This is a genomic window from Vibrio antiquarius, assembly GCF_000024825.1.
GTDB classification, from domain to species: Bacteria; Pseudomonadota; Gammaproteobacteria; order Enterobacterales; family Vibrionaceae; genus Vibrio; species Vibrio diabolicus.
Map to the genome: position 1 here is coordinate 1,443,717 of NC_013456.1, position 18,374 is coordinate 1,462,090.

An 18,374-nucleotide genomic window follows, 5' to 3' on the forward strand; every position below is an offset into this window, starting at 1 on the left:
GGCATGCTATCGGTTTATATGATCGAATTTTTTGATATTTATTAATGAAATAGTCAAAAGTGACTGATAACCAATAAGTTAGTTGAGAGAGGACCATCTAAGTGAGGCTTTTATTACAAAAAAGGCCGGGTATCCCCGACCTTTGAGCTGGTTACAACTACTGCACTGAAATTACAGTGACAAGTTCATGAGTCTCACCTGGCTGGAGCGTTTTACCTTGCTCGATACTTGGAGCGTGAACAGTAGATTCAACACACAGCATGGTTTGGTAACCATCGTCAGCCATATCAGCCATACCTTGTGCACCTTCTGCCCAAGGGTTCCAAAGTACCGCGGAGTTATGACCATGGTTTTCCACGCTTAATGTACGATTCAGTTCCGGATCTTTTACCAAAATTTTCGCTTCTGGTTGCGTGTAAACGCGATCAATGGTGTCTGTGAGTTGCAGAACATCACCACCTTGGCATACCGCATCAGCTTTCAAGCTATCAATGTACTCGGCACCCATGCCTGTCGTTTGTGCTTGCTTAATGTCTCCAACGTTTAGGTAAGTATGTAACGCGCCAGAGAAGGTCCAAGCTTCGTCATCGATGTTCATGACTTTGAGTGTCACTTTTAGCTCATCGCCAACTTCAACCACCAAACGAGCGTCAAACATATGTGGCCAAATATCGTGGATTTCTTCTGTCGGGAACAGAGCAAGTTCAACAATCACGCCGTTATCGTTCTCGCGATGTTCAACCAGCTCCCATTCAGCAGTACGTGCGAAACCATGAGCCGGTGCTGCAATACGCCCAAACCATGGCCAGCAAACGGGAATGCCGCCTCGCAGGGCTTTTTTCCCGTCGAAAATCGCCTTCTCGCTCATCCAAATCAAATCTTCATGACCAGCAGGAGTGAACGAAACAACGTGACCACCATGTAAGGAGATGCCTGCTGTCGCTTTCTCATGAATAACACGTACTACTTTGACCTGATCAATTTCAACGACAGTAACGTTATCAGATAACACGGTTAGAGCTGGGAGAGTTTTTAAATCCATGTGCTGTTTCCTATCATTGGGGAAAATAGGGTTTCGACATCCGTCGCAAATACAATGCAACAGCGCCGAGGTATTCTCTCAAATTCCAGATACAAAAAAGGCGACTCTAGAGCCGCCTTTTCTTTAACGAAGTTATTCGCTAATTGCTAACTATCTAATTACTTAGAGATGTGAGCGATTAGGTCTAGAACTTTGTTTGAGTAACCGATTTCGTTGTCGTACCAAGATACAACTTTAACGAAGTTATCAGTTAGAGCGATACCAGCTTTAGCATCGAATACAGAAGTTTGAACTTCACCGATGAAGTCTTGAGATACTACTGCATCTTCAGTGTAACCTAGAACACCTTTTAGCTCGCCTTCAGAAGCTTCTTTCATTGCTGCACAGATAGCTTCGTAAGATGCACCTTCTTTTAGGTTAACTGTTAGGTCAACTACAGAAACGTTAGCTGTTGGTACGCGGAAAGCCATACCAGTTAGTTTGCCGTTTAGTTCTGGAAGAACAACGCCTACAGCTTTAGCAGCACCAGTTGAAGATGGGATGATGTTTTGAGAAGCACCACGACCACCGCGCCAGTCTTTAGCAGAAGGACCGTCTACAGTTTTTTGAGTTGCTGTAGTAGCGTGAACTGTAGTCATAAGACCAGATTCGATACCGAACTTGTCGTTAAGAACTTTAGCGATAGGCGCTAGACAGTTAGTAGTACAAGAAGCGTTAGAAACGATGTCTTGACCAGCGTAAGTCGCGTGGTTAACGCCCATTACGAACATTGGAGTAGCGTCTTTTGAAGGACCAGTTAGAACAACTTTCTTCGCGCCAGCTTCGATGTGCTTACGTGCAGTCTCGTCAGTTAGGAAAAGACCAGTTGCTTCTGCAACAACGTCAACACCGATTTCGTCCCACTTAAGGTCCGCTGGGTTGCGCTCTGCAGTAACACGTACAGTTTTACCGTTAACGATTAGGTTACCGCCTTCAACTTCAACAGTACCGTTGAAACGGCCGTGAGTTGAGTCGTACTTAAGCATGTATGCCATGTAATCTACGTCGATAAGGTCGTTGATACCTACAACTTCGATGTCAGCACGCTCTTGCGCTGCACGGAATACGAAACGACCGATACGGCCAAAACCGTTAATACCTACTTTGATAGTCATTATAGTTGCTCCACAACTTAATTTCTGATTAAAGATAACTGGTAGTAAAATTACAGAATCCAGTAAACATCTGCAAGTGATAATCGGACTTAACTTGTTTAAAGTCAAAAAAAAGCGACGCTTTTTTTAACAATTCTTCGCAAATGTTCGTTTTTTAAACTTTTAACTGATTCTTCTGTAGTCCAGTTGGCGTAATATAACTGGTGAGATAAGTGCTCTTATCAAATTAATTACGCATGGTGTCCTGGTGAGAAAGTATGTGCTACAACTGTTAAGAGAAGCAAGTTTTTTGCTAAAAAAGTCAATACCAAAAACAGTAAAGAAGGAGCAGAAAGTCGTGGAACAAAACGGGAAAAAAGTGGCGAAGTCAGATGAGCAGTGGCGTGAGCAACTTTCTGAAGAAGAGTTTCGTGTCTGCCGAGAGCAAGGTACAGAACCGCCTTTCAGCGGTAAACTACTGCATAATAAAGAGACGGGTGTTTATGCTTGTACCTGTTGCCATGCCCCTCTCTTTGTCTCTGATAACAAGTATGACTCTGGCTGTGGTTGGCCAAGTTTTGATGCGCCCATCAATGATCAAGCGGTGCGCTATTTAGAAGATCTGAGTCACGGAATGGTACGTACAGAGATTCGTTGTGCCGCATGTGATAGCCATCTAGGGCACGTTTTTGAAGATGGCCCACAGACCACGGGTGAGCGTTTTTGTGTTAATTCGGTGTCGTTAATTTTCAACAAATCAGAACAATAACGACAAAATTGTGCTCGATAGTGTTTTATCCTTTCAATACGATTTGTTGTAAGTAGAAAACAGAGTGTAGTTTGACCCAACGAAAAACTCCCGCCAATTGCGGGAGTTTTTTCGTTTATATCTCTTTGGGTATCATTGCTGGAGAGTAGTTCCCTCTCTCTATGGCTTTTGCCACCGATTCAGCTAATTCATCTAGCTGCTGATAATGCTCTGCATGACTAAAATTAAACATACGCTTGAGCTGCTTTTCATCAGCAAGCGGGACGTCGAATCTTTTTGCAACCATTGCCCACAGATACGCGCGCTTTTTTTCTCCAAGCCCTTGATGAATGCTTGCCATTGATTTGAGAATGATCGGATTAAGGTTGTCTTCATCCGATAAAGACAACGCTTTATTCAGCAGTATCAACGTTTTCTTAGCATCTCGATTAGTATAGAAAGTAGCTAATGCATATTGCATCTCAGCAGTATTTAACTTGGGTGAGCCTTCCATTTGTAAAAATGCGCGACGAGCTTGGATGTCACCCGTTTGAGACCACAAAAAATACAAAGTAGCGGGGTCTTCTGAGCCTTTTAACTCGTTTACGATGCGTTCTAGCTCATCAATACTGTGTACCAAAGCGTTAAAACGCTGTCTCTTGAGAGCACTTTGAGCAATAGGTGTGATCTGAGAGGCGAGTTCTAAGCATTTCCTATATTCAGCGACCAGACCGTATTCGATAATTTGATTGGCTTCTGATGGATATTTCAGTTGCTCAAACCGATGCCATACTAAGTTTGTTCTGGGAACTCGACATTGCCCGTCATCCATATTGAGCTGTTCGCAGCGCAGCTCTGGTGTTTTTTGGCACAACTCTTCGGTTGTCACGTTACCTTCGAAACAGCCCGTTAGTGCGAGACTTGTGAGGCTGAGAAGTAACCAGTGTGTTCTTTTCATGGTTTTGCTTGTGATCCGTTACACCAATTCATTTTCGTATTCTTGACTCAGTTTCTTAACCCGTTATGTTCTGTAAATAGAATGTAATAAGAAGGTACATTATGGACGCAGAACAACTATTACAAGCGATGACTCCAGAAGTTTATGATCGCTTAGTCTATGCAGTAGAAACGGGAAGATGGCCAGAGGGTACAACACTTTCTAAAGAGCAGCGAGATTCGTGTATGCAAGCTGTGATGTTGTATCAATCAAAACATAATACTGATGCGCAGCATATGACGGTTGCGGCAGGTGGTGAAATCAGCTTTAAATCGAAGCAAGAACTTAAAAAACAATTTAGCGGAGAAGAGAGCGACATTGTTCGTGTCAATCCGAACATTGATTAAGTGTAACCTTTGATTTTACAGAGTGTCGTTTACTACTTTGACTTTAAAAGAAAAAAGCCCAATCTCTATTGGGCTTTTTAGATCGTAGTAAGCTTGAATTTATAGGCTCATCTCACCACGCAGTACTTGCTGCATTCTCTCTTTCACTTCTTCGTAAGAAAGGTTTTGGCTTAGAAGGTAATGCAGTTTTGCTAGTGCCGCTTCTGGCGTCATGTCAAAGCCGCTGATAACTCCAGAGTCTGCCAGTGCACAACCCGTGGCGTAGCCGCCCATATTCACTTTGCCTGCCAAACATTGAGTTAGGTTCACGACAATAACGCCGCGCTCAGAGGCTTCTTTTAGGTGGCCCAGTAGCTCAGGGTTTTGAGGCGCGTTGCCGACACCAAAAGTCAGAAGAATCATAGCATTTACAGGCTGACGAAGCGTATTACGAATAACTTCATGTGATATACCAGGATACATGGTGATCACACCGATTGGTTGTGGCGTGATGTTGTGAACCTTAAACTCACCTTCTGGTTGTGCACCAACGGTTACGCTGTTGCTTACTTGAATATTGATCCCAGCTTCCAGTAGTGGAGGAAGGTTTGGTGAAGTAAAGGCATTAAAACCGTCCGCATGAGATTTTGTGCTGCGGTTACCACGCATCAACTGATTATTGAAGAACAAAGTAACTTCGTTGATCGGGTAGTTTGCGGCAATATGCAGAGCATTCAATAGGTTTGCTTGACCGTCAGAACGCAGCTCCGCAAGAGGGATCTGTGAACCTGTAACAATCACTGGCTTGCCAAGATTTTCAAGCATGAAAGACAATGCAGATGCTGTATATGCCATGGTGTCAGTACCATGTAGGATGACGAAACCATCGTATTTGTCATAGTTGTCACGAATATCATCCGCAATCTGCTGCCAGTCGGCAGGCGTCATATCTGATGAGTCAATCAGAGGGTCGTATTCGTGGATAGTGTAATCCGGCATTTCAGGACGGTGAAACTCTGGCATGCTTGTTAGTTGCTTTTCCATAAAGCCAGCAACAGGCACATAGCCGTGATCCGATTTTTGCATTCCGATGGTGCCACCGGTGTAAGCGATGTAGATGTGTTTTCTAGTCATCGTTTTTTCTTTCATGTAGGGGAACAGAGGCGGGGATTATATACCTAAATAACCTTGAGATGCGAGGCTATGCGCACAGCATCAGAAAGTCATCTGAGGAGATGTTGAGCGTAATAAAAAGGGCACCTCAAGTAGAGATACCCTTTGTAATATTAATGAAAAAGCTACTGCACTTGGCAGTTCAAACAAAATGCGTATTGACCTTTAGGATCGTTAAAGCTTTGTAGCAAGCTTGCGTCTTGTTCGAACTGTTGAGCTACGGGTTGAAGACTTTTTGGTAGCAAGCTGGTTGCATCAATACCTAGAGAGACTTTCACCTGTTTCATGAACTCTTGTAAAAATAGTTCAGTAGGAGAAAGCGGTTCTTCTACCCAGTAAATGCCGTAATCAGTCACATTCGCCAGTTTCGCCGCTAGTTCTACGGCATCATCAAAGTCACCCATTTGGTCAACAAGACCAAAGGATAGGGCGTCTTGTCCAGTCCAAACTCGACCTTGAGCGACGTTGTCGACTTCCTCTAGAGACATATCGCGATTCTCGCCAACCAAAGAAATAAAGCGCTTATAACCGTGCTCGATACCTAATTGGAATACTTGAGACGCGCCGTCAGAAAGGCCAGTGGTAATACCGTCACCAGAGAACGGCGATGTGCCAACGCCATCAGTATTAATGCCTAACTTGCTAAAGCCTTTTTCAAACGTGGTGATGACACTAAAAATACCAATGGAACCCGTCAGTGTTGTTGGCTGAGCAACGATCTTGTCTGCGCTCATTGAAATCCAATAACCACCAGAAGCGGCTAAACTCGACATGGATACAACAACTGGCTTGCCTGCTTGTTTCAGTGCTTCTACTTCGTTGCGAATCACTTCAGAGGCAAAGGCACTACCCCCAGGGCTATCTACTCGCAACACGACCGCTTTCACCTTTTCATCATTGCGTGCTTGACGCAACAAGCTTGCGACGGTGTCACCTCCGACAGTACCACGAGGTTGTTGACCATCCATAATCGCGCCACTGGCTAGAACAACGGCGATATCGTGCTGAGGTAGTGTGTAATCAGGGCGAATCGTTGCAAGGTAGTCGTAGTAACCAATCGCGTTGTAGCTGTCTTTGCCGTCACTACCAAACTGCTTTGCAAATAGAGTGCGAATGTCTTGGCGTGTCGCGAGTTCATCAACCAAGCCTAGTTTAACCGCGAGCTGAGCAAGATCACCATCCACTGACTTCATTTCGTCAATCAGCTCATCCATGGTTGGGTTAAGCACTTTCGCATCAATATTTCTGTTTGTGGTTACGTCATCAACAAAAGCACTCCACAACTGAGTAACCCAGCGTGTTGCAGACTCTTTCGCGGCATCGGACATGTCATCACGAATAAAAGGTTCGATAGCGGATTTATAAGTACCTACGCGAAAAACATGAGTAGAAACATCGAGCTTTTCCAATAACGTTTTGTAGTACATTGAATAGGCACTGTAACCTTTAATCAATACGCCGCCATCAGGTGCCAGGTAAACTTTATCAGCGTAACTTGCCAAGTAATATTGGCTTTGGTTGTAAAAATCACCTACGGCGTAAACGGGTTTACCTGACGCTTTAAATTCGTTCAACGCTTTCGCGATGTAACGTAATTTCGTGAGATTTGTTTCTGGCATGTCTCGCAGTGCTAGCACTAATCCAGACACTTTAGGATCGTCTTTCGCGTAGCGAATAGTATCAACGATATCGAAAAGGACGTTTTCTTTCGGTAACTCATTGCCCAAAAGGGAACCAGCAAAAGAGTCCATTGGATTTACATAGCGTCTTTGTTCGACAATCGGACCTGAAAGGTTCATCACCAATGCCGACTCTTTTTCGACGACGGGTTGACCGTCTCCGGTATAAGTAAAAGCAAAGTAGAAAACGGCAATCATCAGCAAGAAGATCAGGTTTGCCAGTGCGAGTCTGATAAAGGTGATGCTCTTCCATATCCCTTTAAATATCAAACCAATAAATTTGAAGAGTTTTTTCATCTTGTCTCCATAACGAGATAGTTACGCCGAGTCTAACAAAGTATGGGTTCTTATCTCTAAGATCTCAAAAGATAACATTTTTTTAGCTTATCACGACCACTCAACAATTGGCATATTTTCACGCGAGATTGATCGGTGTTACAAAAATGTAAACGCTTGTTTGATTTTTTGGTTGAGCGGGCTTAATCTGGTCAGACCATGATAATAACAATGGATGTTAAGTGATGTCTGCCATGTACCCAAACCTATTAAAGCCACTGGATCTCGGTTTTACACAATTACGAAACCGAGTCCTGATGGGATCAATGCACACGGGCTTAGAAGAGCACAAAGAAGGATTACAGAAGCTCGCCGCTTTCTATGAAGAACGCGTGAAAGGCGGTGTTGGACTGATTGTTACCGGAGGTTTTTCTCCTAACTTACGCGGTCGTTTGCACCCATTGAGTGCTGAGTTCAGCAAGCCAAAGCATGCCAAGGCCCACAAAGTTGTGACAGAAGCGGTGCACAAGCACGGTGGCAAAATTGCCCTACAAATTCTCCATGCTGGGCGTTATGCCATGCATCCATTCTCGCAAAGTGCGTCTGGCATTAAAGCGCCAATTGCAAAGTTTGCTCCGAGTGAAATGAGCGACCGCCAGATAAAGAAAACCATTGATGCCTTTGCAAATAGCGCTGAGTTAGCCCAGCTTGCTGGTTATGATGGCGTCGAGTTAATGGGCTCGGAAGGTTACCTGATAAACCAATTCTTATGTAAGCGCACGAACATGCGTTACGACGAATGGGGTGGCAGTTACAAAAAACGTATGCGTTTTCCGCTAGAAATTGTCAAAGCGGTTCGTAAGGCGGTGGGTGACAAGTTCATCATCATTTTCCGTCTCTCTATGCTGGATCTTGTCGAGCAGGGCAGCACATTTGAAGACGTTATCGAATTGGCGAAAGCGCTTGAAGAGGCTGGCGTCACGATTATCAATACGGGTATCGGTTGGCACGAGGCTCGAGTTCCTACCATTGCGACTCAAGTACCACGCGGTGCGTTTACGTGGGTTACGGAAAAAGTTAAGCCTCACGTTTCGGTTCCTATCATCACTTGTAACCGAATAAATACGCCAGACGAAGCAGAACGTATTCTATCTTCTGGGCATGCCGATATGGTTTCGATGGCGCGCCCATTCTTGGCTGATCCTTACTTTGTTGCTAAAGCCGAACAGGAAAAAGCGCAGCTTATCAATACGTGTATTGGTTGTAATCAGGCGTGTCTAGATAACGTGTTTAAAGGTAAGCGCGCCAGTTGCTTAGTGAATCCACTTGCGTGCTATGAAACCGAAATCGTTGTTGAACCAGCCTTTAAGAAGAAAAACATTGCCGTTGTCGGAGCAGGTCCGGCGGGCTTGGCTTGTGCGACTACACTGGCTGAACGTGGCCATAAGGTTGATTTGTTCGAAAAGAGCGACCGCATCGGTGGTCAGTTCCGTCTTGCGATGCAGATCCCTGGTAAGGAAGAGTTTCGAGAGACGATACGATATTTCGCTAACCGTATTGATGAAACAGGCGTGAATCTGCACTTATCGACGGAAGCGAACTATGACCTACTAACAGAATACGATGAGATCGTGATGGCGTCGGGTGTCGAGCCACGTAAAGTCAATATTGATGGAATTGAGAACCCAGAAAAAGTCGTCGACTATCAAACACTCATTCGAGACAAAACGCCAGTCGGTGAGAAAGTGGCTATCGTTGGTGCAGGTGGTATTGGCGTAGATGTCGCGACCATGCTCACAGAGCCAGTTGGACAAACGTTGGATGACTGGTTGCATGAATGGGGAATCGACAAAGAGATGTCTCAACCGGGTGGTTTATACCCTTACCCTGATGCGGTCAGCGATAAAGAAGTCTGGGTGCTTCAGCGTCGTAAAGGCCGCGTAGGTAAAGGTCCGGGTAAAACGACAGGTTGGATCCATAAACGTACCCTTGAAAAACGGGGCGTACATTTAGTCGGTGGCGTGTCTTACGATAAAATTGATGATCAAGGTTTGCACATTCATGTAGATGGAAAAGAACAGTTATTGAACGCGGACAAAGTCGTCATTTGTGCGGGGCAAGAGTCTGTTCGTCCATTTGAAGATAAATGGTCTGAACTTGGAGAGAAGATTCATATCATTGGCGGAGCTGACCATGCGGGTGAACTTGATGCTGTGCGTGCGATTCGTCAAGGTGTTAAATTGGCGGTAAAACTCTAGCCTTTTAATGTGTGTTTACCATAAAAGCTGCGCTTTGAGCGCAGCTTTTTTTGTATAGAACTAGTCACTAATATCTGGCAGTTGTTTGGCCATTACCACGCCAGCAAAAGTAATAAAAGAGAACACTAACACCACAGCTGAAAGGCTCAAGAAGTTCGACATAACACCAAGAGAACTCATTAGAAGCAGCATTATCCCAACCACTGTGTTACTCACGGCTACATAGCTCGTCCGTTTGTCACCTTCCGCGATATCAACTAAGTAGGTTTTTCGTCCGACTCGTATTCCGTCGTGGGCAATGCACACACAAAAGTAGAGCAGAGGAATCACGAATAGGAAGCTTTGGCTAGCGGTGACCCACGTATCGTAAACAAATAAAACAACGCCAAGTAGCGCACTCATCGTTGCGCCGATGACCATCACACTGCGGCTAGAGCGATCGGACATTCTTCCCCAGAAAGGACCTGACACAAAGGAGGCCAAGCCACTCGCAAACATAAAGAGAGCTAGAACCCAGAGCTGTCCACCCAGAGATTGCTGTGCCAGCACAACGTAGTACGGTGCACTCAGCGCAGAACATAAAAATAGTGTCCGCGTGATAACGAATCGACGAAAGGTCAGGTCTGTTTTAAGTAACGCGAGTTGTTTAAATGCCTCAAGGACGCCATTTCGACCACCGTCTACCTCACCGGCATACTCATTAATTCGTGCATAAACTAATGCCGCAATAAGCCATATGGCGCCCGCTAACCCTAAATTCAGACTGTAAAAGCGCTCCGTCGGCTCTACGTCCCATAACCAGGCTAGTGCCAGAAGGCTAGCAAAAAGTAGTGTAACAAGGCCAGCAGCGCTTGAAGACCAGCCGTTGACTTGACCTCGTTGGTTTTTAGGGATGGTTTTGCCCAACACATCTTTTGATGCGACGGAATTTAAACCGCGTGAGAGACTGAAGATCACAAGACATGCAATTACACCATAACCCGCAGCAGCTCCTGTCAGAGTTAATGCGACCAATCCGATCGCAAATATGGAAAGAGCCTGCAAGATGCTGCCAATTACCCAGACCCATTTTCTTACTGGGAGGCGACGAATATAGTGCGCAATACTAAGTTGTGGGATAAGGGAACCTGACTCACGAATAGGAACGAGCCAACCAATTAAGTAAACCGGTGCCCCAAGACTTTGTAGTATCCACGGCAACGTGACTTTGGGGTTGATTAACGCATCGCCGACCTTCGTTAAAAACTGAGCAAGAATGATTTTAAGAAAGTTGCCGGGAACTTGATGACAAGCTGATTCAGGAATCGCCTTACAGGCACGGGCATCTTCGTCATTAACGATCTTTTCGTAAATGCTGTTTTGTTTATCCTTGTTCATCAACCTGCCTATGTTCAACTTATTCATTTCGCGAATAAATTAACATTAAATCCAGCTTGATGTTAAGTGAAGCACGTTATCAAGCCCATAGAAAACCGGTTGTTATTCGCAGGAGCAGATTGTGCTAAAGTAGCGTAAACAAAATAACAACGATATTCGATAAGGACTCTTTCATGGACGCTCTCGATCTTTTGCTCAATCGCCGATCTATCGCGAAGTTATCTGCGCCTGCACCAGAAGGTAAAGCTCTTGAGAACATCATTCGTGCAGGCCTTCGTGCGCCTGACCATGCGGGATTAACCCCTTGGCGTTTCGTTATCGCACAGGGCGATGGTTTGAAAAAACTGTCAGATATCTTGGTAAAAGCGGCAGAAGCTGAAAATAGTGATGAAGCGGTGGTCGAAAAGGTAAAGAATGCACCATTTCGCGCACCAATGGTGATCACGGTGATTGCTAAAGTAACGGAACATGAGAAAGTGCCAGCACTAGAGCAACACTTATCTGCGGGATGCGCTGTACAAGCGATGCAAATGGCAGCCGTAGCACAAGGCTTTCAAGGTTTTTGGCGCTCAGGTAAGTGGATGTTCCATCCAGAAGTTCATCAAGCGTTTGGTTTAGAAGGCGACGATGAGATTGTTGGTTTCTTGTACCTAGGTACGCCTGGTTGTACACCGATGAAAGTTCCTGAGCGTGACCTCTCTCAGTTTGTTGAATTTCTATAACTGAAAACTTAAACAAACTTGACTGTTTATTTATACAGTTTTTCTTGATTTATTAGGGCTACATTCGTTAATGTGGCCCTAATTATATTTATTTCCAAAACGTTATGTCTCGTCTGTTTATTGCTGAAAAACCAAGCTTAGGCCGTGCGATTGCCGCTGCACTGCCAAACCCTCAAAAGAAAGATCAAGGATTCATCCGCTGTGGGAACGGGGATATCGTTACTTGGTGTATCGGCCATTTGCTCGAACAAGTCGAACCTGACGCTTACGATGAGCGTTATAAAAAGTGGAATATGGCAGATTTACCAATTGTTCCGCAGCAATGGCAGCTCAGACCGAGGAAAAGCGCAAGTAAGCAATTAACAGTGATTCGTAAATTGCTCAAAGAAGCTAACGAAGTCATTCATGCAGGAGACCCAGACCGAGAGGGTCAGCTGTTAGTTGATGAAGTTCTCGACTATTGCAAGTTATCTAAAACCAAGAAGGAATCCACACAGCGTTTGCTGATTTCCGACTTGAACTTACCTGCGGTTAAACGCGCACTCAGTTCTATGCGCGGTAATCGCGAGTTTATCCCACTTTCAGTTTCTGCATTGGCCCGCTCTCGGGCTGATTGGTTGTATGGCATGAACATGTCTCGTGCTTATACCTTGCTTGGTCAAAAGGCAGGGTATCAAGGTGTTCTCTCGGTAGGGCGAGTGCAAACGCCAGTTCTTGGCTTAGTGGTGCGTCGTGATGAAGAAATCGAAAACTTTGTCCCGAAGGACTATTTTACCCTACATGCTCTGATTCCGTATCAAGATGCCAATGGTACATTTGATATTCGTGCTCGTTGGAAGCCAAGTGAGGCATGCAAGCCTTGGCAGGATGAAGAAGGGCGAGTGTTAAACCGTAAGTTAGTGGAAAACGTTGCAAACCGTATTGCAAATCAACCCGCGAAAGTGACGGAGTCGGAACAAAAGCAAACCAAGCAATCAGCACCATTACCTTATTCGTTATCTGCTTTACAGATCGATGCCGCGAAGCGCTATGGTATGAGTGCGCAACAAGTACTAGATACTTGTCAGGCATTGTATGAAAAGCACAAGCTGATCACTTACCCGCGTTCAGATTGTCGCTATTTACCGATGGAACACTACTCACAAGCAGGGACGGTGACAACTGCTATTGCGAATAACGCAAAAGAGTTGCAAGGTGCCGTTCAGGGAGCAGACTTAGCATTAAAGTCCAAAGCCTGGAACGATAAAAAAGTGGATGCGCACCATGCGATTATCCCTACACCGAAGCAAGCTAATGTGAATGCGCTTTCCGGCAATGAGATGAAAGTGTATCAATTGATTGCGCGCCAGTATCTCATGCAGTTTTATCCGGCGGCGGTTTACGCAGAAGCGAAATTGGTTTTCGATATCGCTGGTGGTACGTTTATCGCGAAAGGTCGTCAGTTAGTTTCGCCGGGTTGGAAAGCGCTAATGGGCAAAACTGACAAGGAAGATGAAGGTATTGATGCCGTTCCACCGTTACCCGAAGGCACCGTGTTAACTTGTCGTGAAGGGGAAATAAAAGACCGAAAAACCGAGCCACCAAAGCACTTTACCGAAGCATCGCTGTTGCAAGCGATGACCGGGATCGCCCGTTACGTTGCGGATAAAGAACTAAAAAAAATCCTTCGTGATACTGATGGGCTAGGTACGGAAGCGACTCGCGCTGGTATTTTGGACACGCTGTTCAAACGCCAACTGCTCACGCGTCAAGGTAAATCAATTCTCAGCTCTCCTGCGGGAAGAGGTCTCATTCATGCCTTGCCAGAAGATTCAACGTACCCAGATATGACGGCTCATTGGGAGCACCAGTTACAAGGTATGGCAGAGAGAAATCAGGCATATCAGCCGTTTATGCAAGCACTAGAGCAACGCATTGATGGCTTGATGGCACAAGTAAAAGCAGGGCCGATCCCTGATTCATTGCGTCATCTACCCAAGGTGGAACGTCCTGCGTTTAAACGTAAAAAGCGTAGTTATTCAAAGAGTGGTAGTGCGACTAAATCCCGTGCAACCAAAGGTAAGCGGGCATAGGACAAGCGCGGCGTAATTAAACACCGCGCATGCTTGAAAATAGATTACTCGAACAGGTCGCCGTGGTTTTGGATCGCGCCTCTTACTTCACCTTGAGTTAACACGCGTTTGTCCAGTACCTCTTTCACCTGGTTGCCCAAGTCAACTAATGTATCTCGATTCGCTTGAGTTTGGCGTTTACCAGCACTTCTCAAGCAGTAGTTTAGCTCGTGCTCTTCGCTAAAATTAACCAAATCCCTATCTGCTGCCATCGTGCCTTCTCCTTAATTGTTCTACTTTTTCATAAGTCTGGATTGGATATAGATAAATTCAAGTTAGATTGCGCGAATTATGCTGGTAGATCGCCGATGAACATTATGTTTGCCAACCAAGTCACGATTATGAAGCCTAGCTTAGGTGTTATTTGGTTTATTGATGGTTGTTTCTTAACGCTGCTACCAAGGTAGCTCAGTACCATCGTAGTTAATAAATCGACCTGAAAGTTGCGGTGTACTCAGCTCTATCACGTTCGCTAGGCCCTGCGCGGAGGCTTGCGTATCTATCAATGCATTTGGCCCGCCCATTGCCGTTTTTACCCAACCAGGATGAAGCGCTAAAACGGTAAATCCTTCAGGTGTTAAATCATTGCTCAAGCTTTTAACAACCGAGTTTAGCGCCGCTTTCGATGAACGATAAATATAACCGCCACCGGACGTATTTTCCGTCATGCTCCCCACTTTTGATGAGATACAAGCAATCTTTTTCATCTTGCCTTGTTGTAAGCGAGGGTAACAGTGCTCAACCAGTTTTAACGGTGCAATGGTGTTTACTTCGAAGACTTTACGCCATTCTTCTACGTCAGTGTCTCCAAAGCCATATCCCTTGGGGCCGTAATATCCTGCATTATTGATGAGTAAGTCGATGGCAGGGAGTTTATCGGCAAGCAGAGCGACTTGTTCGTAGTGAGTGACATCCAGTTCGTGCAAAACTAGATTGCTGTAATGTGAGGCTAGAGTTTGTAGTTCTGAACTGTTCTTCAAGGAACGACTGGTAGCGTGTACTTGATGGCCTTGCTTTAGGTACAGCTCAGTTAAGCTAAGGCCAATGCCGCGATTTGCTCCGGTAATAAAGACGGTTTGACTCATACAAACACCTATATTTTTTGATTTCAGTTGAAAGTCATTGTGTTAGCTAAGCGCAATAAAATCAACCAGCCACCACGCACCAACAACGAGAGATGAAAATAGGGACAGAGCACAAAGAGAGCCAAACAGTGCGCCGAGAATAGCAAAGAAAGTAGAATTCATATGTATATTAAATTTAATTGATATTGAAAATCATTATCAATTAAATTGCATTTTATTCAACCCTTGAAGTTGATACTATTTCGTTACCATTGTTATTAAGAATTTCTCATGCTGCCATTTATCTACCACCCGATTTATTCTCAACTTGAGTTGCCAGAGGGGCATCGTTACCCAATTATGAAGTACCAGTACCTCTATGAATCGGTATTGGTACATATGGAGAAAGATAACTGGAAAGAACACGTGCAGTTTTTCCAGCCAGAAGCATTAACTGTTGAGGAAGTAAAACGTGTTCATGACCAGGAATACGTCGACTTACTTGTGAATGGAAACATGCCAGCTGCGAAGATGCGCCGAATAGGTTTTCCTTGGAGTGAGTCTCTCATTACCAGAACGCTAACTTCAGCAGCGGGCACGGCTTTGACCGCAAATAAAGCACTTGAGTATGGTGTTGCCATTCATTTGAGTGGCGGGTATCACCACGCACACAAAGAGTTTGGCAGTGGTTTTTGTTTATTTAATGACTTAGTGATCGCGGCCAGGCAAGCGCTCGAAGTCGAACATGTCGATAAAGTATTGATCATTGATAGTGATGTTCATCATGGGGATGGAACAGCAACTTTGTGTCACGATGAGCCAGATATCATCACGCTTTCTTTTCACTGTGACAAAAACTTCCCGGCTAGAAAGCCTCAGTCTGACCTAGATGTGCCTTTGGTGCGAGGAACAGGTGATGAGGATTTTTTAATGGCGTTTAAGGAAGTGGTCGATATGGCGCTTAATCTTCATCGTCCTGATTTGGTTATCTACGATGCTGGTGTTGATATACATCAAGACGATGAGTTGGGATATTTTGATGTTTCGACGCAAGGGATTTTAGAACGTGATAGATTTTTAATGCAAACAATGAAATCGCGAGGTATCCCTGTCGCAGCTGTCGTCGGAGGTGGATATCGAACGAATCATGCAGACCTTGTCCCAATCCATTTGCAGCTCATTAATGCCGCTAAAGAAGTCTTTGTTGGTAAGTAAATACAACTAGACGTGAGTATCAACCTGATTCAAAACGGGACACTGAAACGAAAAGGTCGTTAATTTCTAAGCGTGCTCTTTCTGAATGTGGCGATTGCTGGGCTTGTATTCAAGGAGGGATTTGTACAAATCTTTTCAAATCTGGATATACGAAAAAGCCCGCTAATTTCTTAGCGGGCTTTTTCTAAATGTGGCGGAGAGATAGGGATTTGAACCCTAGATACGCTATTAACGTATGCCGGTTTTCAAGACCGGTGCTTTCAACCACTCAGCCATCTCTCCGTTGTTGAGGCGCATAATATAAGGCTTTGAAAATGTTGTAAACCCCTAGTTGAACTGATTGGATGTTTACTGCGCAAATTTGTGGTTTGTGTTGTTTAAATAAACAAAAACTCCCCAAAAAGGGGAGTTTGAATAGTATATGGATTGCTAGGTATTAATCGTTTTTAGAATAAAAACGCTGTAACTCAGTTAAACCTTGCATCAAAACTGGCAACTTCGGTGCATCATCTCGAAGTCGTTTGTAATTTCTGTCATACAACTTGTAGTTGCCAAACTTATCGATCACTGTGGTTTGTGAGCTAGTAATTAAGGCAAGCTCACGAGTGTCACCCGCTAGGATCCAACGGCGACGACTTTCGTCAAATAGGTTACGACCACTACTGTAATCATATGGGTTGGAAGATACACCGAGCATATCCTGCAACAACGTGACCGAAAGGTCCAAGTGGCTTGTGCTGTGATTAAATTCACCAGCCAACATTCCTGGCCATTGGATTACCATAGGAACTTGTAACTGATAACGACTGTAGTTGCTGTTTGCGCCCCAGCTGTTCGTATTGGTTTCGTTAAACTCACTACCGTGATTAGAAGTGATAATCACGATGGTGTTTGTCAATAGTCCATTTTTTTCAAGCTCATCAATAATACTAGCGACGGTTTTATCCGCTGATTTCACCGCATATTCATAGGCTTTTTTGAAGCGATCACTTGCGGACATTTCTTCGTCATTATTTGAAGGGATCGATTCAAAATTATCAACGGTGGTGACTTCGATGTAACTAAACCATGGTTGACTCGCTTTCTCTGTTAACCATGTATTCCAGTTCGCGATAGATTGCTTATCGGTATGAGCTTGTGTGCCATCGAGGTCTTCCGCTAGTTTTAAGTCGCGGAAAATAATCTCTGAGTAGAGATCATCTTCAAACCCGCTGCCACTGAATAGGCCGAAGTTGTAACCCTGATCTTTCAGTACATCGAGTAACACTGGCGAAGCACCTTGCGCCTTGATGCTTGAGGCGTAACTGGTTGGTAAGCCGTAGAACAAACCAAAAGCCCCGTAAGTATCATTACTTGAACTGTAATGATTACGGAAGTTCTGATTGTTTTCGGCAAACTCATAGAGGTTAGGCATCTCTTCTGGATTCAGCGCGTCTGCACGCAGGTTGTTTACGCTGATCATCAACACGTTGAGCTTATTGACTCGACGGTTAAACTCTAGCTTTTCCAGAGGGTAATTGACTAACTCTACGTTGCCTTCATTTTCCGCTAAGCGTTTTAGGTATTCCTCACGGTCAAGTAGACCATGTTTTTCCATAAAACTCTTCGCCGTCATCGGATAAGACAATGGGAAGTTTGAACGCTGACTGGTAATTGGATTGTAGAAGTATGCATCTGCCCAAATATAAACCAAATGGCTGGTCATAAAGCTGAGGAAAAATACAGCTGCTAGAGGACGTCCTACGTGCTTATGAGATAGTTTGCGCTGTTTTCGCCATACCCATTCGGATAGAGCGAGCTGAATAAGGAAGATCAGCGGCATTACAACAAACAGATGTTGTAGATCAGTGCTGAGTGCACTTTTATCTTCGCTGAATAGTAACTCCCAAACGACAGGAGTTAAGTGCAAATTGATCGACTGATACGCTTGGGTATCAATCAATAATATGGTTTGCCCAACGGTCGCGAAAATCACTGCCACCAAACGGAACAATTTCCGCGATGGCAGGATAAACGTTAACGGGAATAGAACGAGCAAGTAAAGCGCGAAAACTAGAAAGCCAAAGTGACCAACCCAAGAAACCGCCAGATAAAACTGACCAAGTAACGTCTCGGGCCAAGGAGACTGAACAATGTAGCGTGTGCCTATCAACATCGATGCAACGATATTGAAGAATGCAAACCAGTGACCCCAACCAACCAGTCGAGATACACGTTCGCCGTATGAGTTTCCGCTGTCTACCATGTATGTGT

15 protein-coding genes and 1 tRNA gene are annotated in these 18,374 nt (G+C 44.7%); 6 read left to right on the forward strand and 10 right to left on the reverse strand.

Going from position 1 to position 18,374, the window contains the following annotated elements:
• Positions 1–157: 157 nt before the first annotated feature.
• Complete coding sequence (locus VEA_RS06845) at positions 158–1,042, reverse strand: D-hexose-6-phosphate mutarotase (RefSeq protein ID WP_012841555.1); 885 nt, start codon at positions 1,040–1,042, stop codon at positions 158–160.
• 158 nt (positions 1,043–1,200) lie between these two features.
• Positions 1,201–2,196 (reverse strand): type I glyceraldehyde-3-phosphate dehydrogenase, encoded by a 996-nt coding sequence (gene gap, locus VEA_RS06850; RefSeq protein ID WP_012841556.1) that lies wholly within the window; start codon positions 2,194–2,196, stop codon positions 1,201–1,203.
• A gap of 337 nt (positions 2,197–2,533) precedes the next feature.
• Here gap and msrB point away from each other — a divergent pair, with 337 nt between their 5' ends.
• On the forward strand, positions 2,534–2,944 hold the full coding sequence (gene msrB, locus VEA_RS06855) for a peptide-methionine (R)-S-oxide reductase MsrB (protein ID WP_012841557.1): 411 nt from the start codon (positions 2,534–2,536) through the stop codon (positions 2,942–2,944).
• A gap of 115 nt (positions 2,945–3,059) precedes the next feature.
• Here the strand turns inward: msrB and VEA_RS06860 are convergent, their stop codons facing one another.
• On the reverse strand, positions 3,060–3,881 hold the full coding sequence (locus VEA_RS06860; RefSeq protein ID WP_012841558.1) for a DUF2989 domain-containing protein: 822 nt from the start codon (positions 3,879–3,881) through the stop codon (positions 3,060–3,062).
• 101 nt (positions 3,882–3,982) lie between these two features.
• On the opposite strand from VEA_RS06860, the gene VEA_RS06865 reads away from it, so the two are divergent.
• Entirely contained in the window at positions 3,983–4,267 is a 285-nt protein-coding gene (locus VEA_RS06865; RefSeq protein ID WP_005380700.1) for a YeaC family protein, read from the forward strand.
• Between the two features lie 99 nt (positions 4,268–4,366).
• Here VEA_RS06865 and ansA read toward each other — a convergent pair whose 3' ends face one another.
• A complete protein-coding gene (gene ansA, locus VEA_RS06870) occupies positions 4,367–5,380 on the reverse strand; it encodes an asparaginase (protein ID WP_012841559.1) in 1,014 nt (337 codons plus the stop codon).
• Between the two features lie 164 nt (positions 5,381–5,544).
• Positions 5,545–7,395 carry a signal peptide peptidase SppA gene (sppA, locus tag VEA_RS06875; protein WP_012841560.1) on the reverse strand — a complete coding sequence of 617 codons (1,851 nt, stop codon included), beginning with the start codon at positions 7,393–7,395 and terminating at the stop codon, positions 5,545–5,547.
• A gap of 224 nt (positions 7,396–7,619) precedes the next feature.
• Here sppA and VEA_RS06880 point away from each other — a divergent pair, with 224 nt between their 5' ends.
• Positions 7,620–9,632, forward strand: coding sequence for an NADPH-dependent 2,4-dienoyl-CoA reductase (locus VEA_RS06880; protein ID WP_012841561.1), 2,013 nt, complete (start codon positions 7,620–7,622; stop codon positions 9,630–9,632).
• 60 nt (positions 9,633–9,692) lie between these two features.
• On the opposite strand, the gene VEA_RS06885 is transcribed toward VEA_RS06880, so the two are convergent.
• Positions 9,693–11,009: an MFS transporter gene (locus VEA_RS06885; protein WP_012841562.1), complete on the reverse strand. Its 1,317-nt coding sequence runs from the start codon at positions 11,007–11,009 to the stop codon at positions 9,693–9,695.
• 173 nt (positions 11,010–11,182) lie between these two features.
• Between VEA_RS06885 and VEA_RS06890 the strand changes: the two genes are divergently transcribed.
• Both VEA_RS06890 and VEA_RS06895 read left to right on the forward strand, forming a co-directional pair.
• On the forward strand, positions 11,183–11,731 hold the full coding sequence (locus VEA_RS06890) for an NAD(P)H nitroreductase (protein WP_005380711.1): 549 nt from the start codon (positions 11,183–11,185) through the stop codon (positions 11,729–11,731).
• 104 nt (positions 11,732–11,835) lie between these two features.
• Positions 11,836–13,803 (forward strand): DNA topoisomerase III, encoded by a 1,968-nt coding sequence (locus tag VEA_RS06895; RefSeq protein ID WP_006743281.1) that lies wholly within the window; start codon positions 11,836–11,838, stop codon positions 13,801–13,803.
• A gap of 44 nt (positions 13,804–13,847) precedes the next feature.
• On the opposite strand, the gene VEA_RS06900 is transcribed toward VEA_RS06895, so the two are convergent.
• On the reverse strand, positions 13,848–14,054 hold the full coding sequence (locus tag VEA_RS06900; protein ID WP_005380717.1) for a hypothetical protein: 207 nt from the start codon (positions 14,052–14,054) through the stop codon (positions 13,848–13,850).
• Between the two features lie 183 nt (positions 14,055–14,237).
• A complete protein-coding gene (locus tag VEA_RS06905; RefSeq protein WP_006743280.1) occupies positions 14,238–14,927 on the reverse strand; it encodes an SDR family oxidoreductase in 690 nt (229 codons plus the stop codon).
• 270 nt (positions 14,928–15,197) lie between these two features.
• On the opposite strand from VEA_RS06905, the gene VEA_RS06910 reads away from it, so the two are divergent.
• Positions 15,198–16,121, forward strand: a complete 924-nt coding sequence (locus tag VEA_RS06910) for a histone deacetylase family protein (RefSeq protein WP_006743279.1) — start codon at positions 15,198–15,200, stop codon at positions 16,119–16,121.
• 191 nt (positions 16,122–16,312) lie between these two features.
• Here VEA_RS06910 and VEA_RS06915 read toward each other — a convergent pair.
• A tRNA-Ser gene (locus VEA_RS06915) sits at positions 16,313–16,403 on the reverse strand.
• Positions 16,404–16,557: 154 nt separating this feature from the next.
• Positions 16,558–18,366 carry a DUF3413 domain-containing protein gene (locus VEA_RS06920; RefSeq protein ID WP_006743278.1) on the reverse strand — a complete coding sequence of 603 codons (1,809 nt, stop codon included), beginning with the start codon at positions 18,364–18,366 and terminating at the stop codon, positions 16,558–16,560.
• Between the last annotated feature and the right edge of the window lie 8 nt (positions 18,367–18,374).

Bases quoted from the DNA above. Each gene is read 5' to 3' on its own strand.
- VEA_RS06880 (WP_012841561.1), top strand. From the start codon at position 7,620: ATGTCTGCCATGTACCCAAACCTATTAAAGCCACTGGATCTCGGTTTT.
- VEA_RS06860 (WP_012841558.1), bottom strand. From the start codon at position 3,881: ATGAAAAGAACACACTGGTTACTTCTCAGCCTCACAAGTCTCGCACTA.
- VEA_RS06885 (WP_012841562.1), bottom strand. From the start codon at position 11,009: ATGAACAAGGATAAACAAAACAGCATTTACGAAAAGATCGTTAATGAC.
- ansA (WP_012841559.1), bottom strand. From the start codon at position 5,380: ATGACTAGAAAACACATCTACATCGCTTACACCGGTGGCACCATCGGA.
- VEA_RS06910 (WP_006743279.1), top strand. From the start codon at position 15,198: ATGCTGCCATTTATCTACCACCCGATTTATTCTCAACTTGAGTTGCCA.
- VEA_RS06845 (WP_012841555.1), bottom strand. From the start codon at position 1,042: ATGGATTTAAAAACTCTCCCAGCTCTAACCGTGTTATCTGATAACGTT.
- VEA_RS06920 (WP_006743278.1), bottom strand. From the start codon at position 18,366: ATGGTAGACAGCGGAAACTCATACGGCGAACGTGTATCTCGACTGGTT.
- VEA_RS06895 (WP_006743281.1), top strand. From the start codon at position 11,836: ATGTCTCGTCTGTTTATTGCTGAAAAACCAAGCTTAGGCCGTGCGATT.
- VEA_RS06890 (WP_005380711.1), top strand. From the start codon at position 11,183: ATGGACGCTCTCGATCTTTTGCTCAATCGCCGATCTATCGCGAAGTTA.
- VEA_RS06900 (WP_005380717.1), bottom strand. From the start codon at position 14,054: ATGGCAGCAGATAGGGATTTGGTTAATTTTAGCGAAGAGCACGAGCTA.
- VEA_RS06905 (WP_006743280.1), bottom strand. From the start codon at position 14,927: ATGAGTCAAACCGTCTTTATTACCGGAGCAAATCGCGGCATTGGCCTT.
- gap (WP_012841556.1), bottom strand. From the start codon at position 2,196: ATGACTATCAAAGTAGGTATTAACGGTTTTGGCCGTATCGGTCGTTTC.
- VEA_RS06865 (WP_005380700.1), top strand. From the start codon at position 3,983: ATGGACGCAGAACAACTATTACAAGCGATGACTCCAGAAGTTTATGAT.
- sppA (WP_012841560.1), bottom strand. From the start codon at position 7,395: ATGAAAAAACTCTTCAAATTTATTGGTTTGATATTTAAAGGGATATGG.